The 14,603-nt window shown below is 72.0% G+C and carries 12 protein-coding genes; 5 read left to right on the forward strand and 7 right to left on the reverse strand.

Annotated elements, in window-relative coordinates; genetic code table 11:
• The 3 genes from IE136_RS25170 to IE136_RS25180 all read right to left on the reverse strand — a co-directional run.
• Positions 1–1,452: glycoside hydrolase family 16 protein (locus IE136_RS25170; RefSeq protein WP_189601484.1), on the reverse strand; the 1,452-nt coding region annotated here is incomplete at its 3' end.
• A 108-nt stretch (positions 1,453–1,560) separates the two neighbouring features.
• Positions 1,561–2,439, reverse strand: a complete 879-nt coding sequence (locus tag IE136_RS25175) for an aldo/keto reductase (protein WP_158990607.1) — start codon at positions 2,437–2,439, stop codon at positions 1,561–1,563.
• Positions 2,439–3,332: an NAD-dependent epimerase/dehydratase family protein gene (locus IE136_RS25180; protein WP_158990609.1), complete on the reverse strand. Its 894-nt coding sequence runs from the start codon at positions 3,330–3,332 to the stop codon at positions 2,439–2,441. Before IE136_RS25180 ends, IE136_RS25175 begins: the two co-directional genes overlap by 1 nt.
• Positions 3,333–3,376: 44 nt before the next feature.
• On the opposite strand from IE136_RS25180, the gene IE136_RS25185 reads away from it, so the two are divergent.
• From IE136_RS25185 to trxA, 4 genes are all read left to right on the forward strand, one after another.
• On the forward strand, positions 3,377–3,919 hold the full coding sequence (locus IE136_RS25185) for an Lrp/AsnC family transcriptional regulator (protein WP_189601485.1): 543 nt from the start codon (positions 3,377–3,379) through the stop codon (positions 3,917–3,919).
• Between the two features lie 101 nt (positions 3,920–4,020).
• Positions 4,021–4,884: a nitroreductase/quinone reductase family protein gene (locus IE136_RS25190; protein WP_189601486.1), complete on the forward strand. Its 864-nt coding sequence runs from the start codon at positions 4,021–4,023 to the stop codon at positions 4,882–4,884.
• 103 nt (positions 4,885–4,987) lie between these two features.
• Complete coding sequence (locus tag IE136_RS25195; protein ID WP_158990615.1) at positions 4,988–5,380, forward strand: MerR family transcriptional regulator; 393 nt, start codon at positions 4,988–4,990, stop codon at positions 5,378–5,380.
• Between the two features lie 4 nt (positions 5,381–5,384).
• On the forward strand, positions 5,385–5,726 hold the full coding sequence (gene trxA / locus IE136_RS25200) for a thioredoxin (RefSeq protein WP_158990617.1): 342 nt from the start codon (positions 5,385–5,387) through the stop codon (positions 5,724–5,726).
• Between the two features lie 154 nt (positions 5,727–5,880).
• On the opposite strand, the gene thrS is transcribed toward trxA, so the two are convergent.
• Together thrS and IE136_RS36610 are read right to left on the reverse strand one after the other, a co-directional pair.
• Positions 5,881–7,200: a threonine--tRNA ligase gene (gene thrS / locus IE136_RS25205; RefSeq protein ID WP_373309135.1), complete on the reverse strand. Its 1,320-nt coding sequence runs from the start codon at positions 7,198–7,200 to the stop codon at positions 5,881–5,883.
• A 71-nt stretch (positions 7,201–7,271) separates the two neighbouring features.
• Positions 7,272–8,360 (reverse strand): DUF6817 domain-containing protein, encoded by a 1,089-nt coding sequence (locus IE136_RS36610; RefSeq protein WP_158990621.1) that lies wholly within the window; start codon positions 8,358–8,360, stop codon positions 7,272–7,274.
• Positions 8,361–8,506: 146 nt separating this feature from the next.
• On the opposite strand from IE136_RS36610, the gene IE136_RS25215 reads away from it, so the two are divergent.
• A complete protein-coding gene (locus tag IE136_RS25215; RefSeq protein ID WP_189601488.1) occupies positions 8,507–10,741 on the forward strand; it encodes a HelD family protein in 2,235 nt (744 codons plus the stop codon).
• A 62-nt stretch (positions 10,742–10,803) separates the two neighbouring features.
• Here IE136_RS25215 and glgB read toward each other — a convergent pair whose 3' ends face one another.
• Together glgB and IE136_RS25225 are read right to left on the reverse strand one after the other, a co-directional pair.
• Positions 10,804–13,092 (reverse strand): 1,4-alpha-glucan branching enzyme, encoded by a 2,289-nt coding sequence (gene glgB, locus IE136_RS25220; RefSeq protein ID WP_189601489.1) that lies wholly within the window; start codon positions 13,090–13,092, stop codon positions 10,804–10,806.
• Positions 13,093–13,219: 127 nt separating this feature from the next.
• Positions 13,220–14,569 carry a maltokinase N-terminal cap-like domain-containing protein gene (locus tag IE136_RS25225; RefSeq protein WP_158990625.1) on the reverse strand — a complete coding sequence of 450 codons (1,350 nt, stop codon included), beginning with the start codon at positions 14,567–14,569 and terminating at the stop codon, positions 13,220–13,222.
• Between the last annotated feature and the right edge of the window lie 34 nt (positions 14,570–14,603).

The following is a 14,603-nucleotide window of genomic DNA, read 5'->3' on the forward strand; positions in this document are numbered from 1 at the left end:
GATCCTCACCACCGACCGGTCGCCGACGCCGAGCGTGCTCGGTCCGTTCCCGATCGCGTTCCACACCTCGATCCGCACCCGGCCGTTCGCCAGGTTCCCGTGGCTTCCGGTGGCGGACTTCAGGCCTCTCGCCTGGGTGTAGTGCTCGTAGCCCGGTACGGGATCGGTCGCGAAGTACTGGTACGTCTCCACCCGCTCCCAGCTCCCGTCCCCGGTCCGGTCGTAACTCACCCGTACCTGCTGGCCGTTGGCCACGACCGATCCCGCGTCGACGGACAGGTCGAACTGGGTCGAGCCGCCGTTGTACGTCCGTGTGATCGGCCCGGAGGTGAAGACCTGCGGGTTGACCGGAGTGCCGTCGTGGTTGGCGCCGCCGGCCGAGGCCAGGGACACCGTGGCCGCGGCGGTCGCGTCCCCGGCGGCGCCGCCCGTCCGCAGGTACAGCTGCGAGGAACCCGAGGGCGGGGGAGTCGTCGGCGGCGGGGTGGTCGGCGGCGGGGTGGTCGTCGAGCCGCCGCCCCTCGTCCACACCGCCACGTAGTCGACGAGCATGGGCCGCCCCGAAACGGTCGCGGCCGTGGGCGTCTTCCCGGCCAGAGCGTCCGGGAAGGCCCCGCCCATCGCCACGTTGAGGAGGATGAAGTAACCCGCGTGGCTCGTCATGTCCGCCCACGCCTGGGCGCCCACCCGGGTCTCGTTCACGCTGTGGAAGAGCTGGTCGTCCACGTACCAGCGCAGCTCGTTGGGGGAGACCGAGCGGTCCCACTCGAAGCGGTAGGTGTGGAAGGCCGACTGGCAGCTCGCGCCGGGGCACGTGCGGCTGGCGCCGATGCCGGTGGTCTCGCCGCAGGGGCCGCCCGGGTTGATGCCGCAGTGCAGCACGCCCCAGACGGAGTTGACGCCGTTGACGTTCTCCATGATGTCGAACTCGCCGATGGCCGGCCAGTTCCAGTAGTTGCCCCGGTAGGGCGCGCCGAGCGCCCAGAAGGCGGGCCAGTAACCGAGGGCCGCGTCACCGGTGACGTTCGGCATCTGGATCCGGCCCTCGATGCGCAGGGTCCCGCCCGCCGGGGCCTTGAAGTCGGCCCGCTTCGTCTCGATCCGGGCCGAGGTCCAGTTCCCCGCGCCGTCCTTCAGCGGGGTGATCCGGAGGTTGCCGGTGCCGTCGAGGCGCAGGTTGTCGGGGCTCGACGTGTAGTTCTGTACCTCTCCGGTGCCCCAGTTGGCGGGCCCGCCGGGGTAGCCGTGGCCGGTGTCGATCTGCCAGTCGGCGGCGTTCGGCAGGGCGCGGTCGGGGCCGTTGAAGTCGTCGCTCCACTGGAGCGACCAGCCGGGGGCGGGGGGAACGGCGCCGCTGGCGCTGCCGGCCCCGCCGAGACCGAGCAGGGCGCCGGCGGCGAGCGCGGCGGCGAGGAGTGAGGCGAGCAGGGGGGTGCGTCGGACGCGGCTCAAGGGACACCTCCGGTGAGGATGGTGCGCGAGGGGGGGTTGAGAGCGCTCTCAGGCAGCTTTTGTAGTCGGAGACACGGGCCCCGTCAATGGGGCCGGTGCCTTCGGATGTCAAACGCTCAGCTCGGCCAACTCGGTGGGGGAGAGCACGAGTTCGGACGCGGCCGCCGAGTCCCGTACCGTCTCCGGGCGGCTCGCACCAGGGATCGGGAGCATCGTCTCTCCGCGCGACAGCAGCCAGGCGAGCGCCACCCGCTGCGGGCTGACGCCCCGCGCCCGCGCCACCCGGTGGAACCCGCCGAACCGCCGGTCCTCCCGCAGTGCGGACGCCCCGTCGAGCGAACTGCGCGAGATCCCGCCCAGCGGGCTCCACGGCATGAAGACAAGACCCAGCTCCGCGCAGAGCCGCAGCTCCGCCTCGGTGGTCCGCACCTCGGGCGAGTACCGGTTCTGCACGGAGACCAGCCGCTCGCCGAGGATCCGCCGGGCCAGCACGATCTGCTCGACGTCCACGTTCGAGACGCCGGCCAGCCGGATCGTGCCCGCGTCCAGCAACTCCCGCATCGCGCCGAGCGATTCGGCGTACGGGACCTGCGGGTCGGGCTTGTGCAGCTGGTACAGCCCGATCGCCTTCACGCCGAGCCGGCGCGCCGAGGCCTCGGCCGCCCGCCGCAGGTGCGCGGGGCGGCCGTCCACGGTCCATCCGCCGTCGGGCGTACGCCCCCGGCCGCCCTTCGTCGCCACCAGTACGTCGTCCGTCCGGCCGCCGTACGAGGCCAGGGCCCGCGCCACGAGCAGCTCGCCCTCCCCGGCCTCGCCGCCCGGCGGGTGGTAGGAGTCCGCCGTGTCCAGCAGGGTGACGCCCGCGTCGAGGGCCGCGTGGACGGTGGCCAGAGCGCGGGCCTCGTCGGGGCGGCCCTCGATGGAGAGCGGCATGGCGCCGAGACCGATCGCCCCGACCCGTACGTCCCCGAGCATGCGGTACCGCATCAGCGCGCCCCCACCGTCTCGGTGACGGCCCGAGGAAGCCAGTCGGAAACATGGGTGAATTCGTATCCCAGAGCCGTCGCCCGGGCGTTGTCCATTCCGTACGAACGGGAGAAGGAGAACGGTGAAACCTCCCCGACCTCCACTTCCCGGAACACGGTCCGGCCGCCCACCTGCTTCTCCACCTCCGCGCAGATGCCGGCGGTGGTGAGAAGGCCGTGGGAATGGGCGTTCACCGGCCCGGTGAATTCCGCCTCCACCGTCCACGCCAGGAATTCAGCGATCTCCTCGACGTGGATGTAGGTGGCCGGGTGGTTCACGACCGGCACGGCGATCGGCTCGCCCGCCCGGATGCGGCGTGCGTAATGGTCGAGGCGGCCGGTGAAGTCGTCGTCGCCGCCCAGTACATGGGCCACTCGTACCGCCGTGAACGGGAACGGCGGAGCGGCCGCGAAGACGGCCTCGGCCTGCCGCTTGCCCTCTCCGTAGTGTGCGTCGAGGAACTCCGGATCTTTCCAGGGGAGATCCATGTCGACGGTCACCGTCCGGGGATCCACGGCCTCCTCCCGTACGGGAACGGCCGCGTCCTCGTACTCGTAGACCTCCACCGTCGACGTCATCACATATCGCCGGGTCCGCGGCCCGAACACCCGCCGGGCGACGGCCGCCTGGCGCGGGGTGTAACAGACCTGGTCGACGACGACGTCGAAGGTCCGGCCGCCGAGGGCGCTCTCCAGAGCCGCTTCGTCGTCCCGGTCGGCGACCAGCCGGGTGGTTCCTTCGACGGCCGCGGCAGAACCCCGATTGAGCACCGTCACCGCATGCCCGGATTCCACGAGACGGGCCGTCAGCCGCTTTCCGAAATAGCGGTTTCCGCCGATGATCAGAATGTCCATGCCATAAGTGTTACGTTGTGCGCCCGCCGTCTGAAGGGGGAAACATGGGAGTCCCGGCTGTCGCGCCGAAAGAACCACGGTATCCGCGTCCTGCCGCCAACGGAACCTCGGCGGGCGCCTTCGACGCCGTCGACCGGCAGATCCTGGAGCTCGTCCAGAGCGACGGACGGATCAAGCTCAGCGAGCTCGGCCGGCGCGTGCGGCTCAGCCCCGCGGCCGTCACCGAGCGGGTGCGGCGCCTGGAGGCATGCGGGGCGATCACCGGATACGGCGCGCACGTCTCCCCGGCCCGGCTCGGCTACGGGCTGCAGGCCTTCATCCGGGTCAACCCGCACGGCGGGTACACCCTCAAGCACCCGCGGACGCTCGAACTGACCGCCCGTCCCGAGGTCCTGGAGGTCCACCACGTCGTCGGCGAGGACTGCTGGATCCTCAAGGTCGCCGTCACCGACACCCTCCACCTCGAAGACGTCCTGGAGCAGACCTCGGCCCTCGGCCGGACGACCACCTCGATCGTGCTGTCCTCGCCGGTGGAGCGCAAACCCCTCCTCCCGGCGGAGGGCGCTCCCGCCGACAACCGCCCTTGACAACCCGGCGCCGGTGCGGCTGAGATGAAGAAACTCGCGTCGCGTGCCGGTCCGCGCTGGAAAGCGGAGGCATGGAGGCAAGAGGACCGTAGGGACGGCTGTTGCCTCTCCACTTCAATTCCCAGATCATCGACGAGTTCCGCACCAACGCCGGCAGGCTCGGCGGCCCCTTCGAGGGATGGGTGCTCCTTCTTCTCACCACCACCGGCGCCCGGTCCGGAAAAGACCACACCACCCCGCTCGGCTTCGTCGAGGACCGGGACGAGAACGGTCGCGACCGGCTCCTCGTCACCGGCTCGGCCGGCGGCTCCGACCGGCACCCCGACTGGTACCGCAACATCCTGGTGAACCCCACCGTCACCGTGGAACGGGGCACCGAGACCTGGCGGGCCACCGCCGTCGCGGCCACCGGCGCCGAGCGCGACCGGCTCTTCGCCAAGGTGGTCGCCGCGGCCCCCGGTTACGCCGACTACCAGAAGGCCACCGACCGGATCATCCCGGTGGTCGCCCTCTACCGGATCCCCGAGGACACCTACACCCCACCGAACCGGCTCGACGCCCTCGCCGGCGAGCTGATCAAGATCCACGACTGGCTGCGCTCCGAACTCACCGCCCTCGCCGAGGGGCTCGGTTCCCGCACCGCCTCCGGACTCACCGTGGAGCTGCGCCGCCACTGCCTGACCTTCTGCTCGGCGATGGCCGTCCACCACGGCGGGGAGGACGCCGGCCTCTTCCCGTACCTGGCCCGCACCCATCCCGAGAAGGCCGAGGTCTTTGCCCGCCTCCAGGCCGAGCACGCGACGGTCGGCCGCGTCCTGGACGAACTCCAGGCCCTGCTGGCCCGCCTCGACGACGCGGAACCGGGGGCGCTGCACGCCGAGTTCGACCGGCTCCGCGGGGAGCTGGAGACCCACTTCGCGTACGAGGAGGAGCAGGTGCTCCCGCTGCTGCGGGAGAGTGTCTGACAGGAGGGCGGGTGACGGGAGGGCGGGTGACGGGAGGGCGGGTGAGCGGATCGCGCCGTCTCCGCTTGCCTTGACGTCGGCGTCAAGGCTTACGTTCGGAGACATGCGAATCGGCGAGCTGGCCGAGCTGGCCGGAACGACCACGCGGACTCTGCGCTACTACGAGTCCCGTGGCCTTCTGGCCGCCCGGCGCGACGAGAACGGCTACCGCACGTACGACGAGGAAGACCTGCGCCTGCTGCGACAGATCCGGACCCTGCAGGACTCCGGGTTCGAGCTCGAGGAGACGCGGCCGTTCGTGGAGTGCCTGCGGGCGGGGCACCCGGCGGGCGACGCCTGCCCCGCGTCGCTCGACGTCTACCGGCGCAAGCTCGGGGAACTCGACGCGCTTGTCGAACAGCTCCAGGCGGCGCGCGCGCGGGTCGCCGCGCGGCTGCTGCGGGCCGAGGCGGAACTGCCCGGCGGCCCGGAACCCACATGCGAACTCGGAGGATGACGGAATGATGCAGGTGGAGGGTGTCACCACGGTGACCGACGCCGACTTCGACACCGAGGTGCTGGGGGCCGGGCCGCCGGTCCTGGTGGAGTTCACCGCGGACTGGTGCGGCCCCTGCCGTCAGCTGGCCCCGGTCCTCGGCGCGGTCGCCGCGGAGAAGGCGGGCCAGCTGAAGATCGTCCAGCTGGACGTGGACAGGAACCCGGAGATCACGCGCCGGTACGGCGTGCTGTCGATGCCGACGCTGATGGTGTTCCGGGCGGGCGAACCCGTGAAGTCGATGGTGGGCGCCCGCCCCAAGCGCCGCCTCCTCCAGGAACTGGAGGACGTCCTGGCCCCCGCCTAGGCCGTGTCCGTAGTCCCGCCTGGCCCGCGACGCCTGGCACGCGCGCTCGCCGCGTCGTGGGGATCACCCGAGTACGCCCGGTACGAGGGCGACCCTCCGCCTTCTCGATCGCACGCACCGGACGCCGCGGGCCCTGCCCTGCGGGCAGACGGCACTACTTGCCGGACACGGCCTGGGAAGCGTCCGGCCACAGCTCGCTGGAGTGGGACCCGATCAGGGCCTCGATCCGGTCGAGCATCCCCTCCGCCGGCACGGCGGCGAGCCGGCGGCCGTCGCGCAGCCTCAGCGCGAGACGGTCGTCGGCGGCCTCCCGGAAGCCGACCACCGCCTGGTACGGGACCAGCCGGGCCTCCCGTACACGGGCCCCCAGGGTGCCCCGCTCGGGTCCTGAGACCTCGGCCCGCAGACCCCGCGCGACGCACCTCGCCGCCAGAGCCTCGGCGCGCGGGACGTCCCCCTCGGAGACGGGCAGGATCACCACCTGGACGGGTGCCAGCCAGGCGGGGAAGGCGCCGCCGTGCCGCTCCAGGAGATGGGCGACGGCCCGCTCCACACTGCCGATGACACTGCGGTGGATCATCACCGGCCGGTGCTTGGCGCCGTCCGGGCCGATGTAGTGCAGGTCGAACCGCTCGGGCTGGTGCAAGTCGATCTGTACGGTGGACAGGGTCGACTCGCGCCCCGAGCCGTCCGCGACCTGGACGTCGATCTTGGGCCCGTAGAACGCGGCCTCGCCCTCGGCGGCCTCGTAGGCGAGACCGGAGGCGTCGAGCACCTCGGTGAGCAGGGCGGTGGACCGCTCCCACATCTCGGGCGCGGCGACGTACTTCCCGCCGGGCCCGGGCAGCGAGAGCCGGTACCGGACGGGGACGACGTCCATGGCCTCGTACGCCCGCCGGATCATCTCCAGGGCGGCGGCGGCCTCCTCCGCGACCTGGTCCAGGGTGCAGAAGATGTGCGCGTCGTTCAGCTGGATGGCCCGGACCCGGGTCAACCCCCCGAGCACACCGGAGAGTTCGGAGCGGTACATGGCGCCGAGCTCGGCCATGCGCAGTGGCAGCTCGCGATAGCTGTGGGCGCGGGAGCGGTACATCACCGCGTGGTGGGGACAGAGGCTCGGCCGCAGCACGGCCTGCTCCCCGCCGATGTCCATCGGCGGGTACATGTCGTCGCTGTAGTGCGCCCAGTGCCCGGAGATCTCGTAGAGCTCGCGTTTGCCGAGCACGGGCGAGTACACGTGGCGGTAGCCGGCCCGGCGCTCGGCGGCGCGGACGTACTCCTCCAGGGCGTACCGGACGACCGCGCCGTCGGGCAGCCAGTACGGCAGCCCGGCCCCGATCAGCGGGTCGGTGTCGAACAGGTTCAGCTCGCGGCCGAGCCGGCGGTGGTCGTGCATGGTGGTCTCCTCGCGGGAAGCGGGCGAGTGACCGCAGAACGAAGCCCCGGGGCACTCACCCCGGGGCTTCGGACTCAGACAGCTGTCAGCGCGCCGGGACACTCTCCGGCGTCGTCGTGATCATGGCAGCGCGCTTCATGGGGGTGACGCTAGCAGGGGGCAGGGGTGGGGCGCGCGGGGTTTTCGGGCGGTCGGCACAGGGCGATCCGGACGCGTCGGGTGACGCGGTTGACGCCCCTGACCTCGAAGGTCAGCTCGTCCCCGGCGCGCGGCGACCGGCCGTCGAGGTCGTCGTGGTGGACGTAGGCCTCGACGCCGTCGGCGACGAGAAGGAAGATGCCGGAGGGCACCGCCCTGGTGACGCGTCCGGTCCGGACGCCACCGAACCCGCCGCGGGCGAAGGCGGCCAGCGGGTCGGGTTCCAGCGCCTTGAGCGAGAGAGAGATCCGGCCCCGGCTCCGGTCGACGCCCAGGACCTCGAAGGCCAGTTCCTGCCCCTCGGCGATGATCTCGCCGGGCAGGTCGTAGAACTGCCAGGACACTTCGGGGATGTTCATCATCCCCTCCACCCCACCCAGCTCGACGAAGGTCACATGGAAGCTCGCGATGTGCGAGACGACACCGACGCGGACGTCGCCGCGCTCCAGGCCGTCCAGGAACGCCTCACGTTCCGCGCCCCTCAGGGTCAGGATCTCCCGCGCGTCCGCGAAGGCCGCCTCGCTCAGGAGCGGCCGCCACCGGGTGAAGAGGCGCAGCAGCGGGCCGCCCCACCGGGCGCGGACCTCCGGGTTCTCCACCGCCAGATCCAGCTCGTTGGCCGCCGTCAGCTCCGCGAAGTCCGCCCGTCGGCGGAGCGTCGGGGCGTGCACCGCACTCGTGAACCGGTCCCGGAACTGCCCGTCCTCCTCGCCAAGACCCGCGTACGAGAAGTCCCGGTCGCAGCTCGCGTAGAAATACACGAGCTCCTCGGCCTCCGCGCCGATCGCCGCGGTCAGCTCCTCGCGCCGCTCCAGCGGCAGCAGGCTCCGCGCGAATCCGTCCGTCCCGTAGAAGGCGTGGCACAGGCCCGCGAGCCGCAGTGTGTCCCGCGCGCCCCAGGCCGCCAGCCGGGCCTCGACCCGGTCGAGGTGGGCGAGCAGCGTGCCGCCCGGATGCTCCAGTGTGTCCGCGCCCCGCGCGACCAGCAGCGACCGCGCCGCCTCGAAAGCCGTGTCCCCCGCCGCTGTGTCTCTCCCCATGGCGCACAAAAATACCCCGACGAGTAAATTGAAGTCGGGGCATTGCATCGCGTATATTCATGGATTCCGTGTCGTTGTGCACATCATTGCATGACGAAGACACGAGAGAAGTTCAATAAACGCACTGTATCGCGCCGGGAGTCGAATTGTCAACCGAGGAATTTCGGAAAGAGCAGGAATTCATCACCGAGCTCTACGCACGACTCGACGACCTGAGGGACGAGGCCGAGGCGGCCGTCGACCAGGCCCTGCGCACCCCGGGGGTCGGCAATCAGGGACGACTGGAACGGGATGTGATGGTGGCCGAGCAGTCCGGCCTGCTCGCCGCGTTCAACGCGGGGGAGAGCGGGCTCTGTTTCGGACGGCTGGTCTTCCGGGACGGGCACGACCACCACATCGGACGGATCGGCATCCGCAAGGACGACGCCGACCGCACGCCCCTCGTCGTCGACTGGCGCGCCGAGGTGGCCCGCCCCTTCTACCTCGCCACCGGGTACGAGCCGATGGGCCTCAGCCGCCGCCGGCACATCACCACCCACGGGCGCGAGGTCACCGCCCTTCACGACGAGGTCCTCGACCTCACCGACGAGACCCGGACCGGGTACGAGAACCGGGACGCCGACGAGGTGCTGCTCGCCGCCCTCGACGCCGCCCGCACCGGGCGGATGCACGACATCGTGCAGACCATCCAGGCCGAGCAGGACCGCATCATCCGCTCCCCGCACCAGGGCGTCCTCGTCGTCGAGGGCGGCCCCGGCACCGGCAAGACCGCCGTGGCGCTGCACCGGGCCGCGTACCTCCTGTACGCGCACCGCGAGCAGCTCGCCAAGCGAGCCGTCCTGATCGTCGGCCCCAACCCCGCCTTCCTCGGCTACATCGGCAATGTCCTGCCCTCCCTCGGCGAGACCGGCGTCCTGCTCGCCACCCCGGGCGAGCTGTTCCCCGGCGTCCACGCCACCGGAACCGACACCCCGCGCGCCGCCGCCGTCAAGGGCGACGCCGCCATGGCCGAGGCTCTCGCCAGAGCCGTACGGGACCGCCAGCAGGTCCCCGAGCGCGGCGAACCGCTGATCGTGGCGCACGACGACGGCGACCTCGTCATCGACTGGGACATGGCCCTCGAAGCCCGCCACAAGGCCCGCGAGACCCGCCTCCCGCACAACCTCGCGCGCCCCTACTTCGTCTTCAACCTCCTCGACGCGCTCGCCGAGCAGCTCGCCGACCGCATCGGCGCCGACCCCTACGGCGGCCCCAACTTCCTCGGTCCCGACGACATCGCCCTGCTCGCCAAGGGCGTCGCCGCCAACCCGGACGTCCACGCCGCCATCGACACCCTCTGGCCGCCGCTCACCCCCGAGGAGTTCCTCGCCGACTACCTCGCCGAGCCGACCCACCTCTCCGAGGAGGACGCCGCGGCCGTCCGCCGTGACGGAGGGGAGTGGACCCCGGCCGACGTGCCGCTCCTCGACGAGGCCGCCGAACTCCTCGGCGAGGACGACTCTGCGGCCCGTGCCGCCCAGGAGGCCGAGCGGCAGCGGCAGATCCAGTACGCGCAGGGCGTCCTCGACGTCTCCTACGCCTCGCGCACCTACGAGTTCGAGGACAAGGAGGAGCAGGACAAGGACGCCTCGGAGGTCCTCTCCGCGCACGACATCATCGACGCCGAGCGGTTCGCCGAGCGCCACGAGGAGGCCGACCACCGCAGCGCAGCCGAACGCGCCGCCGCCGACCGCACCTGGGCCTTCGGCCACATCATCGTCGACGAGGCGCAGGAGCTCTCGGCGATGGCCTGGCGGCTGCTGATGCGGCGCAGCCCCACCCGCTCCATGACCCTGGTCGGCGACCCCGCCCAGACCGGCGACGCGGCCGGCGTCGGCTCCTGGGAGAAGATCCTCGCGCCCTACGTCCAGGACCGCTGGGAGCTGGTACGCCTCGGGGTCAACTACCGCACCCCCGCCGAGATCATGGCGGTCGCCGCCGACGTCCGGCGCGAGGCCGACCCCGGCTTCGAACCTCCGCGCTCGGTCCGCTCCACAGGCGTCGACCCCTGGGAACGGACCGTCGACGACCCGGTGAAGGAGACCGCCGACGCGGTGGCCGCCGAGCTGGGCGCCGAGGGCCGGATCGCCGTGATCGCCCCGCAGGAGCTGCACCCGGCGCTGAGGGCCGCGCTGCCGGAGGCCTCGTACGGTCCGGCCCCGGACCTGACCCGCCCGGTGGTGCTGCTCGACCCCCGGCAGGCGAAGGGGCTCGAGTTCGACACGGTCCTCGTCGTCGACCCCGACGCCGTACGGTCCGGGGCCGTCCACGGGATCAACGACCTGTACGTGGCGCTGACCCGGGCCACCCAGCGGCTCGGCGTGATCCGCCCGGCCGCCTGATCCCGCATCGTCACGCGGTCCCCGGGGGCCCGCCGCGCGGCGGGCCCCCGGGGCGGCACGGCTCAGGCCGGCCGCAGCCAGACCGTGGCGAGCGGCGGCAGCGTCATCCGTACGCTCGCCGGCCGGCCGTGGGACGGCACCGACTCGGTCTTCACCGGGTCGGGGCACACCACGTCACTGCCGCCGTACCGCGCCGCGTCCGTGTTCAGTACCTCCGCCCAGGCCGCCACCGTGTCCGGGACCCCCAGCCGGAAGTCGTTCCGCACGACGGGGGAGAAGTTGCAGACCGCGAGGAGCGGGGAGCCCTCGGCGTCGAAGCGGAGGTAGGCGAAGACGTTGTCCTCGGCCGCGTCACCCACCACCCACTGGAAGCCCTCCGGGGCGGTGTCCCGCTCCCACAGCGCCGGCGTCCGCCCGTAGACCGTGTTCAGATCGCGCACCAGGTCCTGTACGCCCCGGTGGTCAGCCGCCGCCCCGTAGGACGGGTCGAGCAGCCACCAGTCCGGTCCGTGCTCCGCCGACCATTCGGCACCCTGGGCGAACTCCTGCCCCATGAAGAGGAGTTGCTTGCCCGGGTGGGACCACATGAAGCCCAGGTAGGCGCGGTGGTTGGCGCGCTGCTGCCACCAGTCGCCGGGCATCTTGGAGACCAGGGTCTGCTTGCCGTGCACGACCTCGTCGTGGGAGATCGGCAGGATGTAGTTCTCGCTGTAGGCGTACACCATCGAGAAGGTCATCTCGTTGTGGTGGTACTTGCGGTGCACCGGCTCCTTGGACACATAGCCCAGCGAGTCGTGCATCCAGCCCATGTTCCACTTCATGCCGAAGCCCAGGCCGCCGAAGCCGCCGGGGCCGGTCTGGTCGGTCGCTCGCGTGACCCCGTCCCAGGCCGTCGACTCCTCGGCGAAGGTGATCACCCCGGGGCAGCGCCGGTACACCGTCGCGTTCATCTCCTGGAGGAAGGCGACCGCGTCCAGATTCTCCCGGCCACCGAACTCGTTCGGCAGCCACTCGCCGTTCTCGCGCGAGTAGTCGAGGTAGAGCATCGAGGCGACCGCGTCGACCCGCAGGCCGTCGAGGTGGAACTCCTCGCACCAGTACACCGCGTTGGCGACCAGGAAGTTCCGCACCTCCTTGCGTCCGTAGTCGAACTCCAGCGTCCCCCAGTCCGGGTGCGCCGAACGGCGCGGGTCCTCGTGTTCGTACAGCGGCCGGCCGTCGAACTCCGCGAGCGCCCAGTCGTCGCGCGGGAAGTGCGCCGGCACCCAGTCCATCAGGACGCCGATCCCGGCCCGGTGCAGGGAGTCGACCAGGTACTTGAAGTCGTCGGGCGTGCCCATCCGGGCGGTCGGCGCGTAGAAACCGGTGACCTGGTAGCCCCAGGAGCCGCTGAAGGGGTGCTCCGCGACGGCCATGAACTCCACGTGCGTGAAACCCAGATCGCTGGCGTAGGCGGGCAGCTGCTCGGCCAGCTGCCGGTAGGTGAGCCCCGGCCGCCAGGACGGCAGGTGCACCTCGTAGACCGAGAGCGGGGCCTCGTGGTGCGGCCGGGCGCCGCGGCTCGCCATCCACTGCGCGTCGCCCCACTCGTGGTACGAGTCGGTGACGACCGAGGCCGTGTTCGGCGGGCATTCGGTCCGGCGGGCCATCGGGTCGGCGCGCAGGGTGTGGGAACCGTCGGGGCGTGCGATGTCGAACTTGTAGAGCGCGCCCTCACCGATGCCGGGCACGAACAGCTCCCACACGCCGGTCGCGCCGAGCGAGCGCATCGGCAGGCCGGTGCCGTCCCAGTAGTTGAAGTCGCCGCTGACCCGGACGCCGCGGGCGTTCGGCGCCCAGACCGTGAAGCGGGTGCCGGCCACGCCCTGGTGGGTCATCGGCCGGGCGCCGAGGGCCTTCCACAGCTCCTCGTGCCGGCCCTCGCCGATGAGGTGGAGATCGAGGTCGCCGAGGGAGGGCAGGAAGCGGTACGGATCGTGGACGGCGATCTCATCGCCGTCGTAGCGGACCCTCAGCTCGTACTCGGGCACCTTGCGGAGCAGGGGGAGGAGGCAGGAGAAGAATCCGTCGCCGTCGTCGTGCAGCGTGGTGCGCCTGCCCTTGGCGAGGACGGTGACCTCACGGGCGTACGGGCGCAGCACCCGGATCGCGACCCCGCCGCGCACGGGGTGGGCGCCGAGCAGGCCGTGCGGGTCGTGGTGCTCGCCCGCCAGCAGCCGTGCCCGGTCGCCCGCGTCGAGCGGCGGCGCCTTCCGCACGCGCTCCGCGGTCTTCTCCGGCTTGGCCTCGGCCCGGGGCCCGGGCGTCTTCGTCGGGGGCACTGCCGTCTTGCGTGCGGATCGGGCGGTCACGGGGATGCCTCCTGCAAGGGGTTCGGAAGGATGGGCTGAGGAAAATGCGCCGGTTCCCACGCAACCGCAACGGCGTACGAGCCGCACAGGACACTCGGCCGAACGGGGCCCACGGGGTGCGGGGGCGTCACTCGGCGCCTGCCAGACGTTCGATCGCGGCCATCGGGACCGGGAGCCAGTCGGGGCGGTGACGGGCCTCGTAGACGACCTCGTAGACCGCTTTGTCGGTCTCGTAGGCGCGCAGCAGGGCCGGGTCCGTGCGGGGGTCGGTGCCGGAGGCCTCGGCGTAGCCGGTGCAGTAGGCGTCCCGGCAGCGGGCCGCCCACTCCGGGTTCCAGGGCCGGTGGGTGCGGGCCGCGTAGTCGAAGGAGCGGAGCATCCCGGCGACGTCGCGGACCGCGGGCTGCGGGCGGCACCGTTCCGCGAGCGGCTTCGCGGGTTCGCCCTCGAAGTCGATCACCGACCAGCCGCCGTCCGCGGAGCGCAGCGTCTGCCCCAGGTGCAGATCGCCGTGGACCCGCTGGAGCCACCCCGTGCCGGAGGTGTCGCCCGCCGCGGCGAAGACGGCCCGCAGTCCGGGGACGTACGGCAGGAGCGAGGGAACGGCCTTCGCCGCCGCGTGCAGCCTCTGGTCCATCTCGGCCGCCAGGAGTTCGGTCTGGGCGCGGTGCAGCTTCTCGGTGGGCAGGGCCTCCGCGAGCGCGAGGTGCACCTCGGCCGTGGCCCTGCCCAGGGCGAGCGCCTCGCTCGTGAACTCCCTTCCCTGCGCGAGCGCGTCGAGCGCGAGCCGCCAGCCGTCCCGCGAGTCGCGCAGATAGGGCTGGAGCACGCCGAGCGTGCTCGCGCCCGTCTCGAACCAGGCCACCGGTTCCGGCACCCGGGCGCACCCGGCCCGGGCGAGGGCGAGCGGCAGCTCCAGATCGGGGTTGGCGCCGGGGCTGACCCGGCGGAAGATCTTCAGGATGTACGTATCGCCGTACACGAGCGAGGAGTTGGACTGTTCGGCGTCCAGGACCCGGGGGGCGAGCGAGGCGGGCAGGGTCGCCGATCCGTGGAAGCGGAGCGGCCCGATCCGGCCCGGTGTGCGCAGCCGTTCGTAGAGCAGTCCGGCGAGCCGCGGGTCGCGCAGCCCTTCGTAGACCGCCCGGCCTGCCAGGGGGCCCTGCCGGATCCGCCCGATGAGGGCGGGAGCGAGGCGGGGTGGGAGCTGGGTCCTTACCCCCAGCAGGAGTTGGTAGCAGTCCGCGGGCGTCTGGGCCGGGCGTGCCGGTTGTTCGACCCGTACCAGCAGATGCAGCAGACCGGGTCCCGTGCCGTCCAGCGGCAGCAGCTCGGTGGCCGCGTCCAGTGTGAATCCGGTGACTCGGCGGCCCTTGCCCGCGAACCAGCGCTGCCGGGGCAGCCATTCATGGAGCAGGGGTGCGAGTGACGGAAGGAGGGCGGCCGGGGCCCGGGTGGTGGATGCGGTCTCCGGCATGGCATCGCGTCCTTTCCCCGGGGGGCGCATGAGT

The sequence above is a fragment of the Streptomyces lateritius genome (genome assembly GCF_014649715.1).
Classification (GTDB): Bacteria; Actinomycetota; Actinomycetes; order Streptomycetales; family Streptomycetaceae; genus Streptomyces; species Streptomyces lateritius.